Genomic DNA, 21,068 nt, shown 5'->3' with positions numbered 1-21,068 from the left:
AGTGCTGGAGCAACCATAGGCGCAGGGCCGAATCGCACTTGACGCGGAGTCGGGTCCCGGCGCGGACGGACGTTCGATCTTGCCCGGGAAAGCGTCAAGAAAGCGTCAAGAGTTAGGTAGGCTAATGAAGTAACCGGGTGCTCGCCCGGACACGCAAGGGGAGGAAACGCCGCTGACTGTTCACCACCTCAACCAGCTCCTGCTCGCCTGCTCCCTCGTTCTCCTCGTCGCCGTGGCGGCCGTCCGGATCTCCTCGCGCAGCGGGCTCCCCAGCCTGCTCGTGTACCTGGGGATCGGCATCCTCATGGGCCAGGACGGCATCGGCCACATCCACTTCGACAACGCCGAGCTGACCCAGGTCATGGGGTACGCGGCCCTGGTCGTGATCCTGGCCGAGGGCGGTCTGGGCACGAAGTGGAATGAGATCCGGCCGGTCCTGCCCGCCGCCTCCGCGCTGGCGCTCGCGGGGGTCGCGGTCAGCGTCGGCGTCACGGCGGCCGGCGCGCACTACCTGGTCGGGCTGGAGTGGCGGCAGTCGCTCATCATCGGCGCGGTCGTCTCCTCGACGGACGCGGCGGCCGTGTTCTCCGTCCTGCGGAGAATCCCCCTCCCCGCGCGCGTGACGGGCACGCTGGAGGCGGAGTCCGGCTTCAACGACGCCCCGGTGGTCATCCTGGTCGTGGCGTTCTCCACGGCCGGCCCGGTCGAGCACTGGTACGTGCTGGTGGGCGAGATACTCCTGGAACTGGCCATCGGCGCGATCATCGGGTGCGCCGTGGGCTGGTTCGGCTCCTGGGGCCTGAAGCACGTCGCGCTGCCCGCCTCCGGCCTGTACCCGATCGCCGTCATGGCGATCGCCGTCGCGGCCTACGCGGGCGGCGCCCTCGCGCACGGCAGCGGCTTCCTCGCCGTCTACCTGGCGTCGATGACGCTCGGCAACGCCAAGCTCCCGCACTGGCCCGCCACGCGCGGCTTCGCCGAGGGGCTCGGCTGGATCGCCCAGATCGGCATGTTCGTCCTGCTCGGCCTGCTCGTCACCCCGCACGAGCTGGGCGACGACGTGGTGCCCGCGCTCGTGATCGGGCTGGTGCTCACCATGGTGGCCCGCCCGCTGGGCGTGGTGCTCAGCCTCACCCCGTTCCGGGTGCCGTGGCCGGAGCAGGCGCTGATGTCGTGGGCCGGGCTGCGCGGCGCCGTGCCCATCATCCTGGCGACCATCCCCATGGTGAACGGCGTCACGGGCAGCCGCCGCATCTTCAACATCGTCTTCGTGCTGGTCGTCGTCTACACCCTGCTGCAGGGCCCGACCCTGCCCTGGCTCGCGCGCACCCTGCGGCTGGGCGAGCAGGGCGAGGCGTCCGACCTCGGCATCGAGTCCGCCCCCCTGGAGCGGCTGCGCGGCCATCTGCTGTCCGTCTCCGTCCCCGAGGGCTCGCGGATGCACGGCGTCGAGGTCAACGAGCTGCGGCTGCCGGCCGGGGCCGCCGTGACCCTCGTGGTCCGCGAGGGGAAATCGTTCGTCCCGCTGCCCACGACCGTGCTGCGGCGCGACGACGAACTCCTGGTGGTCGCCACCGACCCCGTCCGCGACGCGGCGGAACGGCGCCTGCGCGCGGTGGCCCACGGCGGCAAGCTGGCCGGCTGGCTGGGCACGAACGGCGCGGGGGCCGGCGGCTCGCGCTGAGGGGCACGTCACGAGGACGTTTCGTCCGGTTCACACCGCCCGTAATCCCAGGTGGCGAGCGACGTGGTGCTCGTTTTCACAGGCTGACGGCCCCGTGATCCCTGTACCATGAAGGCCGCACCCTGATCGAACCAACTCTGCCTGACGCAGAGCTGGCGCGACCGTATGGCGGCCGTGTCGCTCCCACCCCCGGTGGGCGCCGGTATCTACCGCAGTCCGCGCAAGAGGACAGCTCTCGGCGCCCGGGCCCGTACGCGGCCCGCGCTACCAGGCGGCGGAAAGGCACGGCCGTGGGATCCACGGTCACCACCGGACCGGCGAGGACCTCGCCGTCGGCGTCGTCCCGTCCGGGATACGGACAGCTGCTGCGCACCCGCGGCGCCTGGACGTTCCTGCTCCCCGGCTTCGCGGCGCGCCAGCCGTTCGCGATGCTCACGATCTCCATCGTGCTGCTCGTGCAGCACACCACCGGCTCCTACGGCGCGGCCGGCGCCGCCGCGGCCGCCACCGGTGTGTCCATGGCGCTGTTCGCGCCGTACAGCGGCCGCCTCGCCGACCGCTACGGCCAGCGCGCCGTGCTGGTCCCGGGCGTCCTGGTGCACGCCCTGTCGGGCCTGTCCCTCACGGCGCTCGCGCTGGCCCACGCGCCCCTGTGGGCGCTGTTCGCGGCGGCCGTGCCCACCGGCGCGTCGGTGCCCCAGGTCGGCCCGATGGTGCGCGCCCGCTGGGGCGTGACGCTCCAGGGCTCCCCGCTGATGACGACGGCGGCGGCCTTCGAGTCCGTCACCGACGAGCTGACCTTCGTCTTCGGGCCGCTGCTGGCGACCGCGCTGTGCACCACCGCGGCTCCGGCCGCGGGCCTGGTCACGGAGGCCGGGCTGACGCTCGTCGGCGGTCTGCTGTTCGCCGCGCAGAGGAGCACCCAGCCGCCGGCGACGGCTTCGGCCGGGCACGCGCGCGTGCGGCACGCGTCCGCGCTGCGGGTGCCGGGCGTGCGCGTCCTGGTCGTGACGTTCCTCGGCATCGGCTCGGTCTTCGGCGGCATGCAGGTGTCGCTGGCGGCGTTCACCGAGTCGATCGGCGAGCCCGGCCTGAACGGCGTCCTGTACGGGGTCTTCGCCGCGGGCAACATGCTCTCCGGCGTCGCCTGCGGCGCGATCGCCTGGAAGGTGGCCCCGCAGCGGCGGCTGGTGGTGGGCTACGCGGCCCTCGCGCTGACCGCGTCCGCGCTGTGGACGGCGCACTCGGTACTGCTGCTGGCCGCGCTCGGCCTGCTGGTCGGCTCCTGCATCGCGCCGTCCCTGATCACCGGCTACACGCTGGTCGAGGGGCTGGTCCCGGCCGGCGCCCGGACCGAGGCGTTCACCTGGCTGACCGGCGCCGTCGCCCTCGGCCAGGCCGCCGCCGTCACGGTCGCCGGCCAGCTGGAGGACCGGCTGTGGCAGGGTGCGGGTTTCCTGGTCCCGATGACCGGCACCCTGCTCGCGCTGGCCACCCTGGTGACCCAGCGGTCGCGGCTGGCCACGGGGTCCCCGAACCGGACCGTGGCGCGTGGCGTCGGTCACCGCGTGCCGGTGACGGTGGACTGATTCCCCGGAATACGTCACTATGGATCGTCGTTAGCACTCATCGAGTGAGAGTGCCAGGAGGAAGACAGTGCCGACCTACCAGTACCAGTGCACCGAGTGCGGCGAGGGCCTCGAGGCGGTGCAGAAGTTCACCGACGACGCCCTCACGGAGTGCCCCAGCTGCGGTGGCCGCCTGAAGAAGGTGTTCTCCGCGGTCGGCATCGTCTTCAAGGGCTCCGGCTTCTACCGCAACGACTCCCGCGGCTCCACGTCGAGCAGCAGCCCGGCGTCCAAGCCGTCCGGCTCCTCGTCCGACTCGAAGTCGTCCTCGACGACCTCGTCGGCGCCCGCGGCGTCCACGCCCTCGTCGTCGTCCGGTTCCACCGGCACCTCCGCGGCCTGACCCCGTCGCTTCCGGGCCCTGTCGTCGTACGACGGCGGGGCCTTCGGTGCACCCGCGGCACCGGCTCCCCGGGTGCGTACGCGGCCAGCTAGTGTGCTGGCCATGGCGAACGCAGAGATCGGCGTGATCGGGGGCTCGGGTTTCTACTCGTTCCTCGAGGACGTGACCGAAGTCCAGGTGGACACCCCCTACGGGCAGCCCAGCGACTCCCTGTTCCTCGGCGAGATCGCCGGCCGGCGGGTGGCCTTCCTGCCCCGGCACGGGCGCGGCCACCACCTGCCGCCGCACCGGATCAACTACCGCGCCAACCTCTGGGCGCTGCGCTCGGTCGGCGTCCGCCAGGTCCTCGGCCCGTGCGCGGTGGGCGGGCTGCGCCCCGAGTACGGCCCGGGCACCCTGCTGGTGCCGGACCAGTTCGTGGACCGGACGAAGTCCCGGGCGCAGACGTACTTCGACGGGCTGCCGCTGCCCGACGGCACGGTGCCCAACGTGGTGCACGTGTCGCTCGCCGACCCGTACTGCCCCGCCGGCCGGGCCGCCGCGCTGAAGGCGGCGCGCGGCCGGGACTGGGAGCCGGTGGACGGCGGCACGCTGGTCGTGGTCGAGGGGCCGCGCTTCTCCACCCGTGCCGAATCGTTGTGGCACCAGGCGCAGGGCTGGTCGGTGGTCGGCATGACCGGGCACCCGGAGGCCGCGCTCGCCCGGGAACTGGAGCTCTGCTACACCTCGCTGACCCTGGTCACGGACCTGGACGCCGGCGTGGAGACCGGCGAGGGCGTCTCGCACGAGGAGGTGCTCCAGGTGTTCGCGGCCAACGTGGACCGGCTGCGCGGGGTGCTGTTCGACGCGGTGGCCGCGCTGCCGGGGAGCGGGGCGCGGGACTGCCTGTGCGTGAACGCGCTGGGCGGGATGGACCCGGGGTTCCCCCTGCCGTAGTGCCCTGACGTGGGGGCGCGGCCCCGGCGTGCGGTGGGTCCGCGGGGGTGCGCCCCGGTGGCTCTGCCCTTCCGGGTGAGCGAGTTTTCCACAACCGGTGAGTAGCGCACCGGCTCCGGCGGGCTTCGGCGCGAGGCGTCATCGTGGCATCGCAGGCCGAACTCCTCGTCGCAGGCGGTGATCCCCATGCCCTTGACCCCGTCGTCCGCCCCCCGTCCACCCTCCCCCCACCCGTCTCCCCCCGCGCCGTCCGGGAGCCCGTTCCGGCTCCCGCACCCGCTGGGCACGGACGCTCCCGCGACGAGCGAGGTGCCGCCTTTCGCCCCGGTGCGGGTGCGCGACGGGCGGTACGGGCTGCAACGGCTCGTACGGCGGCGCCGGGGAGCCCTCGTGGCCGGGCTGGCCGTGGCCGCGGCGGCGCTCGTGGCGGCGGGGCCACGGGCCGCGCCGCAGCCGGCCCGCGACGACCGGGCCCGCGGCCACCCGGTCGAGCGGCCGGTACGCCGGCCCGCGGCGGACGTGGTGACGGCGCCGGTGCGGATCGCCGACGCCGCGGCCGTCCGGCTGCTGCGGCCCGGTGACCGGGTCGACGTCATCGCCGCCGAGGACCCGTCGACCGGAGGCGGCGCCCGGGTGCTCGCCCGCGGTGTGCGGGTGACGAAGGTGCCCGAACCCCTGGAGGGCGCGGCGGAGAGCGGCGCGCTGGTCGTGCTGGCGGTGCCGCGCGCCTCGGCGGCGCGGGTGGTCGGCGCGAGCGCCACGGCCCGGCTGGCGGTGACGCTGTGCTGAGCCGGGACTGGACACGGTGGTGTCACCGTGCCGTAGGTTGCGGAGCGTTTCGTTCCACAGCCTGTGCATGCGAGGAGAGTCCCCGAGGTGAGCGCAAAGAAGGAACCGAGCGTCTGGCAGGGCTTCAAGGCCTTCCTGATGCGCGGCAACGTCGTCGATCTGGCGGTCGCGGTGGTCATCGGCGCCGCCTTCACGAACATCGTCAACGCGGTGGTGAAGGGGATAATCAACCCGCTGGTCGGCACGATCGGCACCCAGAACCTGGACGCCTACAGCACGTGCCTGAGCACCACCTGCAAGGGCACGCACGGCATCCAGCTGATGTGGGGATCCGTCCTCGGCGCCACCCTGACCTTCCTGATCACGGGGTCGGTCGTGTACTTCCTCATGGTGCTGCCCATGTCGAGGTACCTGGCGCGGCAGGCGGCCCGCAAGGCCGCGCGCGAGGGTACGCACGAGGTCGTCCAGGTGACCGAGCTGGAGGTCCTCAAGGAGATCCGCGACGAACTGGTCGCCCGGCGCACCGCGGGCCGCGGCGAGCGCTAGCGGCGGCCGCCGCGCGGCGGGCTCACAGGTGGTGGGGCGGCTTCTCGTCCAGGAAGCGCCGCAGATCGGCGGCGCTGTCACGGTCCGCGCGCTCGCCCCACCCGCGGTCGGTGTCGTCCGAGGACTGCTGGCTCAGCGGGTCGTCGAAGACCAGCGCGGCCTTCGGGTCGCGCGGCTCGGCCGCAGGGGTCGTACTCATACCTCCAGGGTACGGCCCGGTGCCGCCGGCCCCGGGCCGAGCGCCGCCGCGGAGGGCCGTGACGGGTCGGCCAGACTGGCCCCCATGACAGTTGTTGACGCCTTGACGGATGTGGCCGGGCTGCGCGTGGGGCACGCCACCCGCGCCGGGGACGGCTGGCTCACCGGCACCACGGTCGTGCTCGCGCCCGAGGGCGGCGCCGTGGCCGCCGTGGACGTGCGCGGCGGCGGTCCCGGCACCAAGGAGACCGACGCCCTCGATCCGCGCAACCTGGTGCAGAAGGTCGACGCCGTGGTGCTGACCGGGGGCAGCGCGTACGGGCTGGACGCGGCCTCCGGCGTCATGGCCTGGCTCGAGGAGCGCGGGCGCGGGGTGCCGGTGGGCCCGGATCCGAGGCACGTCGTGCCGGTGGTGCCCGCCGCCTGCGTCTTCGACCTGGGGCGGGGCGGGGACTTCCGGGCGCGCCCGGACGCGGCGACCGGCCGCGCGGCGGTCGAGGCGGCCGCGGCGAGCCCGCCCGGTGCGCCGGTGCCGGAGGGCTGCGTGGGGGCCGGCACCGGAGCGGTGGCGGGGGGCCTCAAGGGCGGGGTGGGGACCGCGAGCACGGTGCTCGGCTCCGGGATCACCGTGGCCGCGCTGGCCGTCGTGAACGCGGTGGGAGCCGTGGCGGCTCCGGAAACCGGTGTGCTGTACGGCGAGTTGTTCCAGGGGCCGGTGCGGTACCCGGACGCGCGGGTGCACGAGGCGGCGCGCCGGCGTCTGGACGAGGCCGCGTCGCGGAACCCGGTCCCGCCGCTCAACACGACGCTCGCGGTGGTCGCGACCGACGCCGTCCTCACCAGGGCGCAGGCGCAGAAGCTGGCGGGCACGGCGCACGACGGCATCGCGCGCGCCGTCCGGCCGGTGCACCTGATGCACGACGGCGACACGGTGTTCACCCTGGCGACGGGCGCCCGCCCGCTCGGCGGCGAGGGCCCGACGGCGCTCGACGACGTCCTCGCGGCCGGCGCCGATCTCGTGACGCGCGCGATCGTGCGCGCCGTGCGCGCCGCCGAGCCGGTGGCCGGTCCGGGCGGAGCGTGGCCGTCGTACGGGGAGCTGTACGGGCGGCCGTAGCCGAGCGGTCCGCAAGGTCACGGTGGTGCGGTGGATGTCGCGGTTGTGTCACGTGACGCGGTTGCCGGGGCGTCGGCGGGAACCTCCCGGGCTGCCCGGGCCATCCTTCTCCACGCACTGGAACGGATCACGCACATCACACGTACAGGGAGCAGCCCGTGACAACGCCGGACATTGCAGCGCGGCGCGTACTGGGGGCCTGTGCCGCCCTGATGGTCGGCACCCTCACCCTCACCGCCTGCGGCGGCGCCGCCAGCGCCGACGACGCCGGCGGCAAGGGCGGCGGCACCTCCTCCAGGACCTCGACGGCCACCATCCGGATCTCGGCCGAGGACGGCTCGACGGGCGCGTCCATCAACTCCACCGGGGTGAAGGTCAGCGGCGGGAAGCTGACCGCGGTGAAGATGACCGTCGCGGGCTCCGGACAGGCCGTGCCGGGGACGATATCCACGGACGGCAGCACCTGGAAGCCGAAGGAGCAGCTGGAGCGCGGCACGAAGTACGAGATCGCGGCGCAGGCGAAGGACGCGAACGGCCGTGCCGCCGCGGCCAACTCCATCTTCACCACCGTCACCTCGGCCAACAGCTTCATCGGCACGTACACGCCGGACAACGGCACCACGGTCGGCGTGGGCATGCCGGTGTCGTTCACCTTCGACAAGGCGATCACCGACAGGAAGGCCGTGCAGTCGCACATCACGGTCACCTCCAGCAGCGGCCAGCAGGTGGCCGGGCACTGGTTCGGCACGCAGCGGCTCGACTTCCGCCCGCAGGAGTACTGGAAGGCCGGCTCCAAGGTCACGATGAGGATCGACCTGGACGGCGTGCAGGGCGCGCAGGGCGTCTACGGCGTGCAGAGGAAGACGGTGACCTTCACCGTCGGCCGGTCGCAGGTCTCCACCGTCGACGTCAGGACCCAGACCATGACGGTGGTCCGGGACGGCGCCACGGTGAAGACGGTGCCGGTCTCCACTGGCAGCCCGGACCACACCACGTACAACGGGCAGATGGTGATCGCGGAGAAGTTCGCCCAGACCCGGATGGACAGCAGGACGGTCGACCTGGGCGGCGAGTACGACATCCCGGACGTGCCGCACGCCATGCGCCTGACGAACAGCGGCACCTTCATCCACGGCAACTACTGGTACAACCGGGGCAACCCGCCCTTCGGCCGGGAGGGCACCAGTCACGGCTGCGTCGGCATGGCGGACGAGCAGGGGGGCCAGGGCGCCACGCCCGCCAAGTGGTTCTACGACAACTCCCTCATCGGGGACGTCGTGATCGTCAAGAACTCCCCCGACAAGACGGTCGCCCCGGACAACGGCCTCAACGGCTGGAACCTGTCCTGGAGCGCCTGGACCGCCGGAAGTGCCGTCTGACCGGCTTGTTTTGACGCCCTGTGAGGCCGCGCGGGAACTTTTCGCGCGGCTCTCGCGTTTTCCCGGCAGACGTTTTCTCGGTATCCCGGACACGATGTCCGACCGAGGGGCTACGGTATGCACCCACAAGGTGACATGCAGCAACGCCGGGAGAAACCTTGAGCGTTCCGTACGAGACGGCAGCGTACGAACCCGCCGAGTCGCCCGAGTCTCCGGAGGAGCACCTCGCGCGGCTCCTCGGCCGTGCCCTGAACTCCTTCGAGCTGCCCGACGAGGTGCTGGGCCGGCTCGACTGCGCGCTGGCCCACGACAGTTCCCTGCACTCCGCGCACCACAGCGCGGGCCTGCACCGCGAGACGTACCGGCACACCTGGCTGCTCGCCGACGGCTCGGCGGTGACCCTGTGGGAGCTCGTGCACAACACGGCGCCGGGCGGCGAGGCGCAGCACGAGCTGTACAGCGACGACGAGGAACTGCACGCGGCCACCGCGCGGCTCCCGCTGCCGCCGGAGACCCCGGACTTCGAGCTGCCGGTGCTGCTGCAGCTCTCCGCGATCCCCGAGCCGCGGCACGTGTACGCGCCGGAGGACTCGGCGGACCACGCGCGCCGGCTGCTGCGCCGCGCCGAGAACCCCGACCGGCCGGACGCGGAGCTGGCGGCACTGCTGGCGACGGCCGCCGGGCACCAGATCACCCAGGCGTTCGGGCGGCCCGGCCGGACCGTCCGCGCGGGGCTGAGCTACGCGCTGTACGAGCACGCGTTCCTGCTGCCGGACGGCCGGGAGGTCTCCCTGTGGGAGGTCGAGCACACGGCGACGCCCGACGGGCGGCACATGTGCGAGGTGTACGCGACGGAGGCCGCGGCGCGCGGGGCGATGGAGCGCCGCGCGGCACGTCAGGCGTAGGGCGCGGCAGACACAGGGGGCGGGGAGGCCGTCAGCGGTCGCGCAGCAGTCGTACCAGGCCCGCGAAGGCGTCCCGTTCCGCCGAGGTCAGCTCGACGGACTCGCGGGCGGGGCCGGCCTGGCGCTGGGGCGGGAGGGCCGCCAGGGTGGCGGCGGCGTACCGGCCGGCGGCCTCGACGCGTGCGCGGCGCAGCAGGCGCGTCACGACGACGGCCCAGACGACGCCCGCCACCGTGAGGGCGGCGGCGCCGATCAGCTGGAGGGTCGACACGTGCTGGGGCATGGGATCCAGTGAACACCACGGTCCGGGACTGTGGTCCCGGACCGTGACGTATCTCGCAAGTGAGGTGAACGACCCACAGCTCACCAAAGGGACACCGGGCTATGCGGCGACCGGCTGCTTCCTCTCCCCCGCCGCACCGGCCGCGCCCGCGGCGGAGTCGGCCGCCGTGGCCTCCGGGGCCGGCTTGCGCAGGCCCTTGAGGAGGACGACCAGGCCGGTGGTGACGCAGACGCCGGCCGCGATGGCGATCAGGTAGAGGAACGGGTTGCCGATCAGCGGGACCACGAAGATGCCGCCGTGCGGGGCGCGCAGGGTGGCGCCGAAGGCCATCGACAGGGCGCCGGTGAGCGCGCCGCCGACCATCGCGGAGGGGATGACCCGCAGCGGGTCCGCCGCGGCGAACGGGATCGCGCCCTCGGAGATGAAGGACAGTCCGAGCACCCAGGCGGCCTTGCCGTTCTCGCGTTCGGTGCGGGTGAAGAGCCGGCCGCGGACGGTGGTGGCCAGGGCCATCGCCAGCGGCGGGACCATGCCGGCCGCCATCACCGCGGCCATGATCTTCATCGCGGAGTCGCTCGGGTTGGTGACCGCGATGCCGGCCGTGGCGAAGGTGTAGGCCACCTTGTTGACCGGGCCGCCCAGGTCGAAGCACATCATCAGGCCGAGCAGGGCGCCGAGCAGGACGGCGTTGGTGCCGGTGAGGCCGCCCAGCCAGTCGGTCATGCCCTTCTGGGCGGCGGCGATGGGCTTGCCGATCACGACGAACATCAGGAAGCCGACGACCGCCGAGGAGATCAGCGGGATCACCACCACCGGCATGACGCCGCGCAGCGCCGGTGGGATGGCGACCTTCTGGATGGCCATCACCACGCCGCCGGCTATCAGACCGGCCGCCAGGCCGCCGAGGAAGCCGGCGTTGATGGTGAGGGCGATCGCGCCGCCCACGAAGCCGGGGACCAGGCCGGGCCGGTCGGCCATGCCGTAGGCGATGTAACCGGCGAGGACCGGGACGAGGAAGCCGAAGGCGACGACGCCGATCTGGAAGAGCAGGGCGCCCCAGCTGTCGGTCTGCGTCCACACGAAGTGGTCCATCACCGACGGTGCCTTGTTGATCTTGTAACCGCCGATCGCGAAGCCGAGGGCGATGAGCAGGCCGCCCGCGGCGACGAACGGGACCATGTAGCTGACGCCGGACATCAGCCACTTGCGGAGCTTGGTGCCGTAGCCCTCCGTGGAGTCGCCGGCCCGCTCGACGGGGGTGGCGGGGCCGGCGCCGGCGGTGACCTCGCCGCGCTCCGCCTTGCCGCGCACCTCGGTGATCAGCTCGGCCGCGCGGTTGATGCCGGCCTTCACGCCGACGTCGACGGTCGGCTTGCCCGCGAAGCGGTCCTTGTCGCGCACGGGGACGTCGTGGGCGAAGATCACGCCGTCCGCCGCCGCGATCACCGCCGGGTCGAGCCGGGTGAAGCCGGCCGAGCCCTGCGTCTCGACGACCAGCTCGACGCCGGCCTCGCGGCCCGCGTTCTCCAGGGACTCGGCCGCCATGTAGGTGTGGGCGATGCCGGTCGGGCAGGAGGTGACGGCGACGACGCGGAAGGGCCGCGCGGCCGGGGCCGGGGTGTCCGCCGCGGCGCCGGCGGAGGCCGCCGCCGGAGCCGCGGCGGAGTCTTCGGCGGCGCCTGCCGCACCGGAGGCGCCCTCGGCGGCGCCCTGCGGCTCCGGTGCCTCCGCCGCCTCCTCCCCGCGGATCAGCGCCGCCGCCGAGGCCGCGTCGTCCGCGGAGCGCAGCGCGTCCGTGAACTCCGTGTTCATCAGCTGCCGGGCCAGGGAGGAGAGGATCGTCAGGTGGGCGTCGTCGGCGCCCGCGGGGGCGGCGATGAGGAAGACGAGGTCGGCGGGGCCGTCCGGCGCGCCGAAGTCGATGCCGGCGGCGCTGCGGCCGAAGGCGAGCGTCGGCTCGGTGACGTGGGCGCTGCGGCAGTGCGGGATGCCGATGCCGCCGTCGAGACCGGTCGGCATCTGCGCCTCGCGGGCGGCCACGTCGGCGAGGAAGCCGTCCAGGTCGGTCACCCGGCCCTGGGCGACCATCCGCTCGGCGAGGGCGCGGGCCGCCGCTTCCTTGGTGTCGGCGGACAGGTCGAGGTCGACCAGGTCCGCGGTGATCATGTCACTCATCGCGGGCTCCTCTGCACGCGTGTCGCCCGGGGAGTGCCGTGGGCGGGAGAGGGGACGGGGGTGCCGTGGGGGGAGCTGGGGTGCGGGAGGCGGAGCCGGGGAAACCCCGCCTGCCGTGGCCGGCCTGGTGGTCCGGGAGACCGGGCCGGCCGGCCCGGGTGGCGAGTAACGGCGCGCCGCCCGGCGCGGACACCGGACGCGCACCCGGGTGCCGGAACCAGGAGCGTGCGCGGCTCGGCACGGACACGGACCGTCCGCCCAGCCGCCGGGACCCGGGGCGCACAGCGTCCGGCGCGTAGGAGGTCATGACACCGGCTCCGTGAGTTCGCGGTCGGCGGGGATGTCGGTCGTGACGGTCACCGCGGCCGGGTCGAGGTCGGCCGGGGTCGGCATGACGCTGCCGGGGAGCTGGACGGCGGCGGCGCCGTGGGCGACGGCGGAGGCGAGGGCCTCCGGGCCGCTGCCGCCGGCGATCAGGAAGCCGGCCAGCGCCGCGTCACCGGCGCCCACGTTGCTGCGTACGGCGTCGACGTGCGCGCTGCCGAACCAGGCGCCCGCGTCGTCGACAAGGAGCTGTCCGTCGGCGCCCAGGCTCGCGAGGACGGCGCGGGCGCCCATCGCGCGCAGCTCCTCGGCGGCCTTCACCGCGTCGCCCACGGTCGCCAGGGGGCGTCCGACGGCCTCGGCGAGCTCCTCGGCGTTGGGCTTCACCACGTCGGGCCGGGCGCGCAGGGCCTCCGCGAGCGCCCGCCCGGAGGTGTCCAGGGCGATGCGCGCGCCCCCGGCGTGCGCCCGCGTGACGACGTCGGCGTACCAGGAGGGCGCGAGACCGCGCGGCAGGCTGCCGCAGCACGCGATCCAGTCGGCGTCGCGCGACTGCTCGCGCACGGTCTCCAGGAGCTGCTCCTGCTCGGCCGCCGAGAGCTCCGGCCCCGGCGCGTTGATCTTCGTCAGCACCCCGTCCGCCTCGGCGAGCGCGATGTTGGAGCGGGTGTCCCCGGTGACCGGCACCGGCGCGACCTCGATGCCCTGGGCGTCGAGCAGTTCGAAGACGAGCGCGCCCGGCGCGCCGCCCAGGGGCAGGACGGCGAGCGTGCGCCGGCCGGCGGCGGCCACGGCGCGCGAGACGTTCACGCCCTTGCCGCCGGGATCCATCCGCTCGGTCTCGGCACGGATGACCTCACCGCGCTTGAGGGCCTGGACCTCGTAGGTGCGGTCGAGGGAGGGGTTGGGGGTGACGGTGAGGATCATGCGCGTACTACTTCCGTGCCGCCGCGCTCGATGTCGGCTGCGTCGTCGGGGCTCAGCCCGCTGTCGGTGATCAGCAGGTCCACGTCGTCCAGGCCGCCGAAGCGGGCGAAGTGCTCCTGGCCGTGCTTGGCGGAGTCGGCGAGGAGGACGACCCGGCGGGCGGCGGCGACGGCCGCCCGCTTGACCGCGGCCTCGGCGAGGTCGGGGGTGGTCAGCCCGTGCTCGGCGGAGAATCCGTTGGCGGCGACGAACAGGACGTCGGCGCGGATCTCGCCGTAGGCGCGCAGCGCCCAGGCGTCCACGGCGGCGCGGGTGCGGTGCCGGACGCGCCCGCCGACCAGGTGGAGCTGGATGCCCGGGTGGTCGGCGAGGCGGGCGGCGATGGGCAGGCTGTGGGTGACGACGGTGAGGGAGGCCTCCAGCGGGATGGCCGCGGCCAGCCGCGCCACCGTCGTACCGGCGTCGAGGATCAGGGTGCCCTCGGCCGGCAGTTCGGCGAGCGCCGCCTTGGCGATGCGGTCCTTCTCGCCGGCGGCGGTGGACTCGCGCTCGGCGAGGTCCGGCTCGAAGTCCAGGCGGCCGACCGGAATGGCGCCGCCGTGCACCCGGCGGACGAGGCCGGCGCGGTCGAGGGCCTTCAGGTCACGGCGGATGGTCTCCGCGGTGACCTGGAACTCCTCGGCGAGCGACAGGACGTCCACCCGGCCGCCGTCCCGGGCGAGCCGGAGGATCTCCTGCTGCCGCTCCGGTGCGTACATGTCCGTCTCGCCTCCGACTCGCTGTCCGCCCGCGCCCGATGCCATGCCCGAACGTGTGGTTTCTCTGTGAGGCTACGCCTGAATATCCGCGAAGTAAACAGCTTCGGGCTCATTCGGGCATGAACGGACTTCGGGCCCGGGAATGGACTTCGGGCACGAACGGACTTCGAGGCCGTCCGGGCAGCACGAAGGCCCGGCACCCCTGGTGCCGGGCCTCGGGCCTCCGTCCCGCTCGGTTGCCGCTCGGTCCCCGCTCGGTCAGCCCACCAGCGCGCTCTCCACCGCCGCGACCTCGGCCACGGCTCCCTCCACGTGCTGCGCCGGCCGCTTGGGCAGGGCGGACATCAGCAGGAAGATCACGCCCATCACCCCGGCGACCCACCACAGCGCGTGCTGGAAGGCGTGTACGAAGGCAGGGCGCACCTCCGCGCGGGTGAGCCGGTCGCCGATCACCCCGAAGAACACCACCGAGACCAGCCCCAGGCCGAGCGCGTTGCCCATCTGCTGCACGGTGTTGATGAGGCCGGACGCGGACCCGGCGTGCTCGCGGGGCACCTCCGAGAGCACCGCGTCCGTCAGCGGCGCGACGATCAGGCCCATGCCGGTCCCCATCACGACCAGCGGGAGCGCCATCTGCCAGGAGGCGATGGACAGGCCGTACCGGTGCGCCTCCCAGATGTAGAGGAGGACGCCCGCGCCCATCACCAGCGCGCCCGCCTGGAGCACCTTGCGGCCGAACCGCGGCACCAGCTTCTGCACCGACAGCCCGGCCGCCGTCGACACCGCGAGCGAGAACGGCACCCCGGTCAGCCCCGCCCGCAGCGGGCTCCAGCCCAGGCCGATCTGCATGTACAGCGTCCAGACCAGGAAGAAGATGCCGAGCGCGACTCCGAACACCGTCTGCACGGCGATGCCGGCGGCGAAGCTCTTCACGCGGAACAGGGACAGCTCGACCAGCGGGGAGCCGTCGCGCGCCGCCTTGCGCCGCTCGTACGCCACCAGCGCCACGAAGACACCGAAGGCGCCGGCCATCGAGACGTACCCCCACACCGGCCAGTGCAGCTCGCGGCCCCGGGTGAGCGGGTAGAGCAGCATCAGCAGGCCCAGCGTCACCAGGGCGACGCCGACGAGGTCCAGCTTGAGTGCCTTCGGCGCGCGGGACTCGGTGATGAAGCGGCGGCCGAGGAGGAGGGCGACGACGCCGACCGGCAGGTTGATCAGGAAGATGGGCCGCCATTCGAGGCCGAACAGGTTCCACTCCGTCAGCAGCGCGCCGAGCAGTGGCCCGGAGACCGCGCCGAGGCCGACGATCGCGCCGAACAGGCCGAAGACCTTGCCGCGTTCGTGGGCGGGGAAGGTGGCGTGCACGATCGACAGGACCTGCGGGACCATCATCGCCGCCATGCCGCCCTGCAGGATGCGGGCGGCGACCAGCATTTCGGGGTTCGCCGCGAAGCCGCACAGCGCGGAGGCCAGGGTGAAGCCGGCGATCCCGAGGAGGAACAGCCGCTTCCGGCCGTGGATGTCGCCGAGCCGGCCCCCGGTGATCAGGCCGGCGGCGAAGGCCAGCGCGTAGCCCGCGGTGATCCACTGGATCTGGCCCACGGAGGCGCCCTCGTCCCGCTGGATGGAGGGGATGGCGATGTTGACGATCGTGACGTCGACGAGGTCCATGAAGGCCGCGGCCATCACGATCGCGAGCGCGAGCCAGCGTCGGCGGTCGCCCGGGCCGGCCGGGGTCCGCGGTGCGCTGAGGGTCTGTTCCGTGGAGGTCATGCGCCCACGCTAGGCCCGCATTAGGTCAGCTCGTGTCCTAGTGGTACGGCATCCTCGGACACATGACGACGGACACTCCGGCCCGGCTCCTCCAGCTGCTCTCCCTGCTCCAGACCCCGCGCGAGTGGCCCGGCGGTGAGCTGGCCGGCCGGCTCGGGGTGTCCCGCCGGACCGTGCGGCGGGACATCGACCGGCTGCGCGAACTGGGCTATCCCGTGCAGGCCACCAAGGGCGCCGACGGCGGGTACCGGCTGATCGCCGGCAAGGCCATGCCGCCGCTGGTGCTCGACGACGAGGAGGCGGTGGCGATCGCGGTCGGGCTGCGGGCCGGAGCCGGGCACGCCGTGGAGGGGGTGGACGAGGCGTCGGTGCGGGCGCTGGCCAAGCTGGAGCAGGTGCTGCCGGCCCGGCTGCGGCACCGGGTGTCCACCCTGCAGGCCGCGACCACCGCGCTGACCAGCGGGGACGGGCCGAGCATCGCGCCGGAGACGCTGACCGTGATGGCGTCGACGGTGGCCGGCCGGGAGCGGCTGCGGTTCGCCTACCGGGCCAAGGACGGCAGCGGGTCGCGCCGGCTGACCGAGCCGCACCGGCTGGTGTCGACGGGCCGGCGCTGGTACCTCGTCGCCTACGACCTGGACCGGGCGGACTGGCGCACGTTCCGCGTCGACCGGGTGAGCGAGCCGTTCGCGACCGGGGCGCGGTTCACCCCGCGGGAGCTGCCGACCGGGGATGCGGCCGAGTATCTGCGCCGGTCGCTCGAGGGACGGCGGGAGTTCGCGTACGAGGTCCGCTTCGCGGCACCGGCCGAGGTGGTGGCCGCGCACGTCCCGGCGTTCGTCGGCGCGCCCGAGCCGGACGGGGAGGACGCCTGCGTCCTGCGGGGCTCGGGCGGGGGTCCGCTGGAGTGGCTGGCGGTGCGCCTGGCGATGGTGGGACACGAGTTCACGGTCCTGAACCCACCGGAACTGGCCGAGTGCGTGGGCCGGCTGGGCGGCCGCCTGAGCCGTGCGGCGGGGGTCTGCGGCGGGCGGGAGACGGCTCAGGAGGCCGGGACCTGACCCGGCCGGCCCCCGTGGCGCCTCCGGAATGCGCGGGCCCAGGGCCGCGAGCGCCGCGGGGCGGCGGTCAGGAGAGGCCCGCCGCGGGGCCCTGAGGGTGTCTCCCCCGCCCGACGGAACCCCGCCGCGCCTACGGGTTGCCCAGGGCCGGCGGGCCGGGGGCAGTGGTCAGGAGAGGCCCGCCGCGGGGCCCTGAGGGTGTCTCCCCCGCCCGACGGAACCCCGCCGCGCCTACGGGTTGCCCAGGGCCGGCGGGCCGGGGGCAGTGGTCAGGAGAGGCCCGCCGCGGGGCCCTGAGGGTGTCTCCCTCGCCCGACGGAACCCCGCCGCGCCTACGGGTTGCCCAGGGCCGGCGGGCCGGGGGCAGTGGTCAGGAGAGGCCCGCCGCGGGGCCCTGAGGGATGTCCTCCCCGCCCCACCGGAACCCCCGCAGTGCGTCCAGGTTGCCCAGCGCCAGGGCCGCCGGGCCGCCGGGGCCGGTCGGCGGGGCCTCGGTCGCTGCCCAGGACTCCACGGCCACGCGGACGGCGGCGTCGGCCACCGCCGCGGCGAAGCGGAGGTCCGGCCCGGCCGGTCCGGCAACGTTGTCAGCCTCGCCCCGGGCCGCGTCCCCGGCGCTCTGCCCGCCGCGCCCCAGCCGTTCGGCCAGCACGCCGGCGAGGTCGGCCTCCGAGGTGCGGCAGACCTCGGCCCAGACCCTGCGCAGCGCCGGGCTGGTGAGGGCCAGGCGGATGAGGGTGCGGACCCACTCCCAGGACGCCGCGGAGACACCCGCCCCGGGAGTGAGGGTGTGCTGCGCCGCGTGCCGCAGGGCCTCCGGGACGGACAGCGCGGCCGGCGCGGCGCGGACCGCCTCCGTCCAGCGCCGGGCGCCCACCGAGTACAGCGGGGCCACCGCCTCCTCCTTGGTGGCGAAATAACGGTAGAAGGTGCGGGGCGCGACGCCGGCCGCCTGGGCGATGTCCTCCGCGCGGGTGGCGCGCAGCCCTTGGCGGACGAAGAGGGCGGCCGCGGCGCGCGCGATCACCATCCGGGTCTCGGCCTTGCGGCGTTCGGTGAGGGACGCCGAGGACGCCGGGGCGGTGGCGGAAAGCGGCTGGTCCGGGGTGGTGCGGTCGGGGCGGGGGGTGCTCACCTCGGCAGGCTATGCCGGTGTGGCAGAATCTGCCATTCGGCGGGCCACCCCGGGGTTCAGGTACGGGGTGACCCGCCGCCTCAGCAGGCAGGACCGGTGTAGGGCACCGGCGCAGAGACCCCGCATGAGCACCGGCACGGAAAAGACCGGGCCCAGGCGCCTGGGGGGGGGTAGGCGCCGGGGCCCGGCCTGGAAGGTCCCGGCGCCGGGGGGGGATAGCGTCGGGACCTGGCTCACCGGTGCAGCGAACCGTGTGTGGGGGTGTGGGAGTGCGGTCCTTCGGGCCCTGCTCCTGGGCCCGGAAGGGTTTTTCCCGCGGGCCCCGGGGTTGAAGCGGCGGTACCACGCCATGTTTGCGCCGTCTTCCGCCACCGGGCGTGCGCGGCACACGGTCTCCGTACGCCCGTCGCGCCCGGTTTTCGCACCCCTGTCACACCGGCCGCCGCGAACCGTTACGCCGCCGCGTCGAAGCCGGTCTGGCGGGCCAGCTTCTTCAGTTCGAGCAGCGCGTGCTTCTCGATCTGGCGGATGCGCTCGCGGGTGAGGCCGTGCTCCTTGCCGACCTCGGTCAGGGTGCGCTCGCGGCCGTCCTCGATGCCGTACCGCATCTTGATGATGGAGGCCGTGCGCTGGTCCAGGCGGCCGATCAGGTCGTCCAGCTCCTCGCTGCGCAGCAGGGTCAGCACCGACTGCTCCGGCGACACCGCCGAGGTGTCCTCCAGGAGGTCGCCGAACTGGGTCTCGCCCTCGTCGTCCACCGACATGTTCAGCGAGACCGGGTCGCGGGACCAGTCGAGGACGTCCGTCACGCGCTCCGGCGTCGAGCCGAGCTCGGCGGCGATCTCCGCGGGCTCCGGGTCGCGGCCGTGCTCGCGGTTGAACTCGCGCTGGACGCGGCGGATGCGGCCCAGCTCCTCCACCAGGTGGACGGGGAGCCGGATCGTGCGGGACTGGTCGGCGATGGAGCGGGTGATGGCCTGGCGGATCCACCAGGTGGCGTACGTCGAGAACTTGAAGCCCTTGCGGTAGTCGAACTTCTCCACCGCGCGCACCAGACCGGCGTTGCCCTCCTGGATCAGGTCCAGCAGCGGCAGGCCGCTGCGCGGGTAGCGCCGGGCCACCGCCACGACCAGGCGGAGGTTGGAGCGGATGAAGACGTCCTTGGCACGCTCACCGGCGGCCACCAGGGCCTCGAGCTCCTCGCGGGTGGCGTCCGACGAGGACTCCTCGAAGCCGTCGAGGACCTGCTGCGCGAACACACCCGCCTCGATGGTCTGTGACAGCTCGACTTCCTTGGCGGCGTCGAGCAGCGGCGTACGCGCGATCTCGTCGAGGTACATGCCGACCAGGTCGCGATCGGCGATCTCGCCGGCGTGGGCGCGGACACTGCCTGCCGAGTCGGCCGTCTCGCCGGTGGCGGACTTACGACGGGCGACGGCGCGGGTTGCCATGCGTGCTCCCTTGCGATGGTGGGCTGGCGGGTGGTCCTGTGAACGCTCGGCGCTCCGGTTCGGTCTCGCGGACTCCCTTATCCGGGACTCTCCTCGGGTGCCCTGCATCCGATGGAAACAACGACTGGAATCCGGACAGAATTCCCAACCTGCCCCTCAATTTTTCTGATCATGCAGTACCCTGTCGGCCACACGGAGGGGCGTGGTGGTGTCCGGACGTACAGAGGTGCAGGTCAGGCCGGGATCCGAGGCGGATCTTGACGCCCTCACGGAGATCTACAACCACTACGTACGTGAGACGGCCATCACCTTCGACACGGCGGTCTTCACTGCCCGGGAGCGCCGCCCCTGGCTGCTCTCCCACCCGGAAGACGGCCCGTACCGCCTGATGGTTGCCACGGACGCGGACTCACAGGCGATTCTGGGGTACGCCACATCCAGCCCCTACCGGCCGAAGCCCGCGTACGTGACCTCCGTGGAGACCTCGGTGTACGTCGCCCCCGACGCCGGGCGCCGCGGGATCGGCACGCTGCTCTACGACGCCCTGTTCGCGGCCCTGGCCGGTGAGGACGTGCACCGGGCCTACGCCGGTGTCGCCCTTCCCAACGAGGCGTCCGAGCGGTTGCATTCCCGCTTCGGCTTCCACCACGTCGGCACCTACCGCGAGGTGGGCCGCAAGTTCGGCCGCTACTGGGACGTGGCCTGGTACGAGAAGGAACTCGGCTAGGGCCCGCCCCGGGTCCGGTCCGGGCGGGGTCCGGCTCAGCCGAACTGCACGGACCGCTTGGCCAGCCCCATCCAGAACCCGTCGATCACCGACTTCTGCGCGTCCGGCTCGCCGCCCGCCTCGGCCGCGCCCAGGGTGACGAAGAGCGGGGCGAAGTGCTCGGTGCGCGGGTGGGCGTAGCGGCCGGCCGGGGCCTTGTGCGGGAAGTCCAGCAGGGTGTCCCAGTCGCGCGCCTCCAGGGCGCGGCGGCCCCAGTCGTCGAACTCGGCGGACCAGGCGGGCACGCCGCCGCCGGTGTGCCGCAGGGCGGCGAGGTTGTGGGTGAAGAACCCGGAGCCGATGATCAGCACACCCTCGTCGCGCAGCGGGGCCAGCCTGCGGCCGATGTCCATCAGGCGGACCGGGTCGAGGGTGGGCATGGAGATCTGCAGGACGGGGATGTCGGCGTCGGGGAACATCTCGACGAGGGGGACGTAGGCACCGTGGTCCAGGCCGCGGTCGGGGATGTCCTGGACGGGGGTGCCGGGGGCGCGCAGCAGCTTGCGCACGGACTCGGCGAGCTCCGGTGCGCCGGGGGCCCCGTACCGGACCCGGTAGTAGTGCTCGGGGAAGCCCCAGAAGTCGTAGACGAGCGGCACGGTCTCGACCGCGCCCAGCGCGAGGGGTGCCTCCTCCCAGTGGGCGGAGACGACGAGGATCGCCTTGGGCCGGGGCAGCCCGGCGGCCCAGGCGGCGAGCTGGCCGGGCCAGACGGGGTCGTCGGCGAGGGGCGGGGCGCCGTGGCTCAGGTAGAGGGCGGGCATGCGCTCCCGCGTCGCGGCGGGCGTCTCGTGCGGTGCGGCGGACATGGCGGCGGCTCCCGGTTGTGCTGGTTTCACCCCTCAGGGTGCTTCAACTCTCAAGTTCTACGACACAGGGTACGTCCG

The 21,068-nt window shown here is 73.8% G+C and carries 20 protein-coding genes; 11 read left to right on the top strand and 9 right to left on the bottom strand.

From position 1 onward, the window contains the following. The first annotated feature begins 172 nt into the window (after positions 1-172). The 6 genes from AQJ66_RS09370 (at position 173) to mscL (ending at position 5,926) form a co-directional block, all read left to right on the top strand. On the top strand, positions 173-1,684 hold the full coding sequence (locus tag AQJ66_RS09370; protein WP_061919027.1) for a potassium/proton antiporter: 1,512 nt from the start codon (positions 173-175) through the stop codon (positions 1,682-1,684). 290 nt (positions 1,685-1,974) lie between these two features. After that, positions 1,975-3,273: an MFS transporter gene (locus AQJ66_RS09365; protein ID WP_061919025.1), complete on the top strand. Its 1,299-nt coding sequence runs from the start codon at positions 1,975-1,977 to the stop codon at positions 3,271-3,273. 67 nt (positions 3,274-3,340) lie between these two features. Next, the gene (locus tag AQJ66_RS09360; protein WP_061919023.1) at positions 3,341-3,655 is read left to right on the top strand and encodes an FmdB family zinc ribbon protein; all 315 of its coding nucleotides are present in this window, start codon (positions 3,341-3,343) and stop codon (positions 3,653-3,655) included. A 102-nt stretch (positions 3,656-3,757) separates the two neighbouring features. Next, on the top strand, positions 3,758-4,591 hold the full coding sequence (locus AQJ66_RS09355) for an S-methyl-5'-thioadenosine phosphorylase (RefSeq protein ID WP_061919021.1): 834 nt from the start codon (positions 3,758-3,760) through the stop codon (positions 4,589-4,591). 186 nt (positions 4,592-4,777) lie between these two features. After that, positions 4,778-5,380 carry a hypothetical protein gene (locus tag AQJ66_RS09350; RefSeq protein ID WP_079060150.1) on the top strand — a complete coding sequence of 201 codons (603 nt, stop codon included), beginning with the start codon at positions 4,778-4,780 and terminating at the stop codon, positions 5,378-5,380. A gap of 87 nt (positions 5,381-5,467) precedes the next feature. Then, complete coding sequence (mscL, locus tag AQJ66_RS09345; protein WP_061919017.1) at positions 5,468-5,926, top strand: large conductance mechanosensitive channel protein MscL; 459 nt, start codon at positions 5,468-5,470, stop codon at positions 5,924-5,926. Positions 5,927-5,948: 22 nt separating this feature from the next. Here the strand turns inward: mscL and AQJ66_RS39335 are convergent, their stop codons facing one another. After that, positions 5,949-6,125 carry a hypothetical protein gene (locus AQJ66_RS39335; protein ID WP_167359154.1) on the bottom strand — a complete coding sequence of 59 codons (177 nt, stop codon included), beginning with the start codon at positions 6,123-6,125 and terminating at the stop codon, positions 5,949-5,951. Between the two features lie 84 nt (positions 6,126-6,209). On the opposite strand from AQJ66_RS39335, the gene AQJ66_RS09340 reads away from it, so the two are divergent. From AQJ66_RS09340 to AQJ66_RS09330, 3 genes are all read left to right on the top strand, one after another. Continuing rightward, positions 6,210-7,241 (top strand): P1 family peptidase, encoded by a 1,032-nt coding sequence (locus tag AQJ66_RS09340; protein ID WP_061919015.1) that lies wholly within the window; start codon positions 6,210-6,212, stop codon positions 7,239-7,241. A 158-nt stretch (positions 7,242-7,399) separates the two neighbouring features. After that, positions 7,400-8,620 carry a L,D-transpeptidase gene (locus tag AQJ66_RS09335; RefSeq protein ID WP_425264270.1) on the top strand — a complete coding sequence of 407 codons (1,221 nt, stop codon included), beginning with the start codon at positions 7,400-7,402 and terminating at the stop codon, positions 8,618-8,620. A gap of 158 nt (positions 8,621-8,778) precedes the next feature. Next, positions 8,779-9,525 (top strand): DUF6227 family protein, encoded by a 747-nt coding sequence (locus AQJ66_RS09330; RefSeq protein ID WP_061919011.1) that lies wholly within the window; start codon positions 8,779-8,781, stop codon positions 9,523-9,525. A gap of 31 nt (positions 9,526-9,556) precedes the next feature. Here AQJ66_RS09330 and AQJ66_RS09325 read toward each other — a convergent pair whose 3' ends face one another. From AQJ66_RS09325 to AQJ66_RS09305, 5 genes are all read right to left on the bottom strand, one after another. Continuing rightward, positions 9,557-9,808, bottom strand: coding sequence for a hypothetical protein (locus AQJ66_RS09325; protein ID WP_061919009.1), 252 nt, complete (start codon positions 9,806-9,808; stop codon positions 9,557-9,559). Between the two features lie 99 nt (positions 9,809-9,907). Next, on the bottom strand, positions 9,908-11,983 hold the full coding sequence (locus AQJ66_RS09320) for a PTS fructose transporter subunit IIABC (protein ID WP_061919007.1): 2,076 nt from the start codon (positions 11,981-11,983) through the stop codon (positions 9,908-9,910). 303 nt (positions 11,984-12,286) lie between these two features. Further along, a complete protein-coding gene (gene pfkB / locus AQJ66_RS09315; RefSeq protein WP_061919005.1) occupies positions 12,287-13,234 on the bottom strand; it encodes a 1-phosphofructokinase in 948 nt (315 codons plus the stop codon). Beyond that, on the bottom strand, positions 13,231-13,992 hold the full coding sequence (locus AQJ66_RS09310; protein WP_061919003.1) for a DeoR/GlpR family DNA-binding transcription regulator: 762 nt from the start codon (positions 13,990-13,992) through the stop codon (positions 13,231-13,233). Before AQJ66_RS09310 ends, pfkB begins: the two co-directional genes overlap by 4 nt. 258 nt (positions 13,993-14,250) lie before the next feature. After that, positions 14,251-15,768: an MFS transporter gene (locus AQJ66_RS09305; RefSeq protein WP_061919001.1), complete on the bottom strand. Its 1,518-nt coding sequence runs from the start codon at positions 15,766-15,768 to the stop codon at positions 14,251-14,253. Positions 15,769-15,830: 62 nt separating this feature from the next. On the opposite strand from AQJ66_RS09305, the gene AQJ66_RS09300 reads away from it, so the two are divergent. Next, positions 15,831-16,829 carry a helix-turn-helix transcriptional regulator gene (locus AQJ66_RS09300; RefSeq protein WP_208611317.1) on the top strand — a complete coding sequence of 333 codons (999 nt, stop codon included), beginning with the start codon at positions 15,831-15,833 and terminating at the stop codon, positions 16,827-16,829. 370 nt (positions 16,830-17,199) lie between these two features. On the opposite strand, the gene AQJ66_RS09295 is transcribed toward AQJ66_RS09300, so the two are convergent. Both AQJ66_RS09295 and AQJ66_RS09290 read right to left on the bottom strand, forming a co-directional pair. Continuing rightward, positions 17,200-17,964, bottom strand: coding sequence for a TetR/AcrR family transcriptional regulator (locus AQJ66_RS09295; protein ID WP_425264269.1), 765 nt, complete (start codon positions 17,962-17,964; stop codon positions 17,200-17,202). A 452-nt stretch (positions 17,965-18,416) separates the two neighbouring features. Further along, positions 18,417-19,415, bottom strand: a complete 999-nt coding sequence (locus AQJ66_RS09290; protein ID WP_061918997.1) for a sigma-70 family RNA polymerase sigma factor — start codon at positions 19,413-19,415, stop codon at positions 18,417-18,419. A 205-nt stretch (positions 19,416-19,620) separates the two neighbouring features. On the opposite strand from AQJ66_RS09290, the gene AQJ66_RS09285 reads away from it, so the two are divergent. Continuing rightward, positions 19,621-20,142 (top strand): GNAT family N-acetyltransferase, encoded by a 522-nt coding sequence (locus AQJ66_RS09285; RefSeq protein ID WP_061919395.1) that lies wholly within the window; start codon positions 19,621-19,623, stop codon positions 20,140-20,142. Between the two features lie 35 nt (positions 20,143-20,177). Here the strand turns inward: AQJ66_RS09285 and AQJ66_RS09280 are convergent, their stop codons facing one another. Further along, positions 20,178-20,990 carry a dioxygenase family protein gene (locus AQJ66_RS09280; protein ID WP_244162784.1) on the bottom strand — a complete coding sequence of 271 codons (813 nt, stop codon included), beginning with the start codon at positions 20,988-20,990 and terminating at the stop codon, positions 20,178-20,180. Positions 20,991-21,068 lie beyond the last annotated feature (78 nt).

Origin of the sequence: Streptomyces bungoensis, from assembly GCF_001514215.1 — a bacterium.
In the GTDB taxonomy this organism is placed as follows: domain Bacteria; phylum Actinomycetota; class Actinomycetes; order Streptomycetales; family Streptomycetaceae; genus Streptomyces; species Streptomyces bungoensis.
The sequence above is the reverse complement of the archived record's forward strand: the minus strand, read 5'-3'. Positions and strand labels throughout refer to the sequence as shown.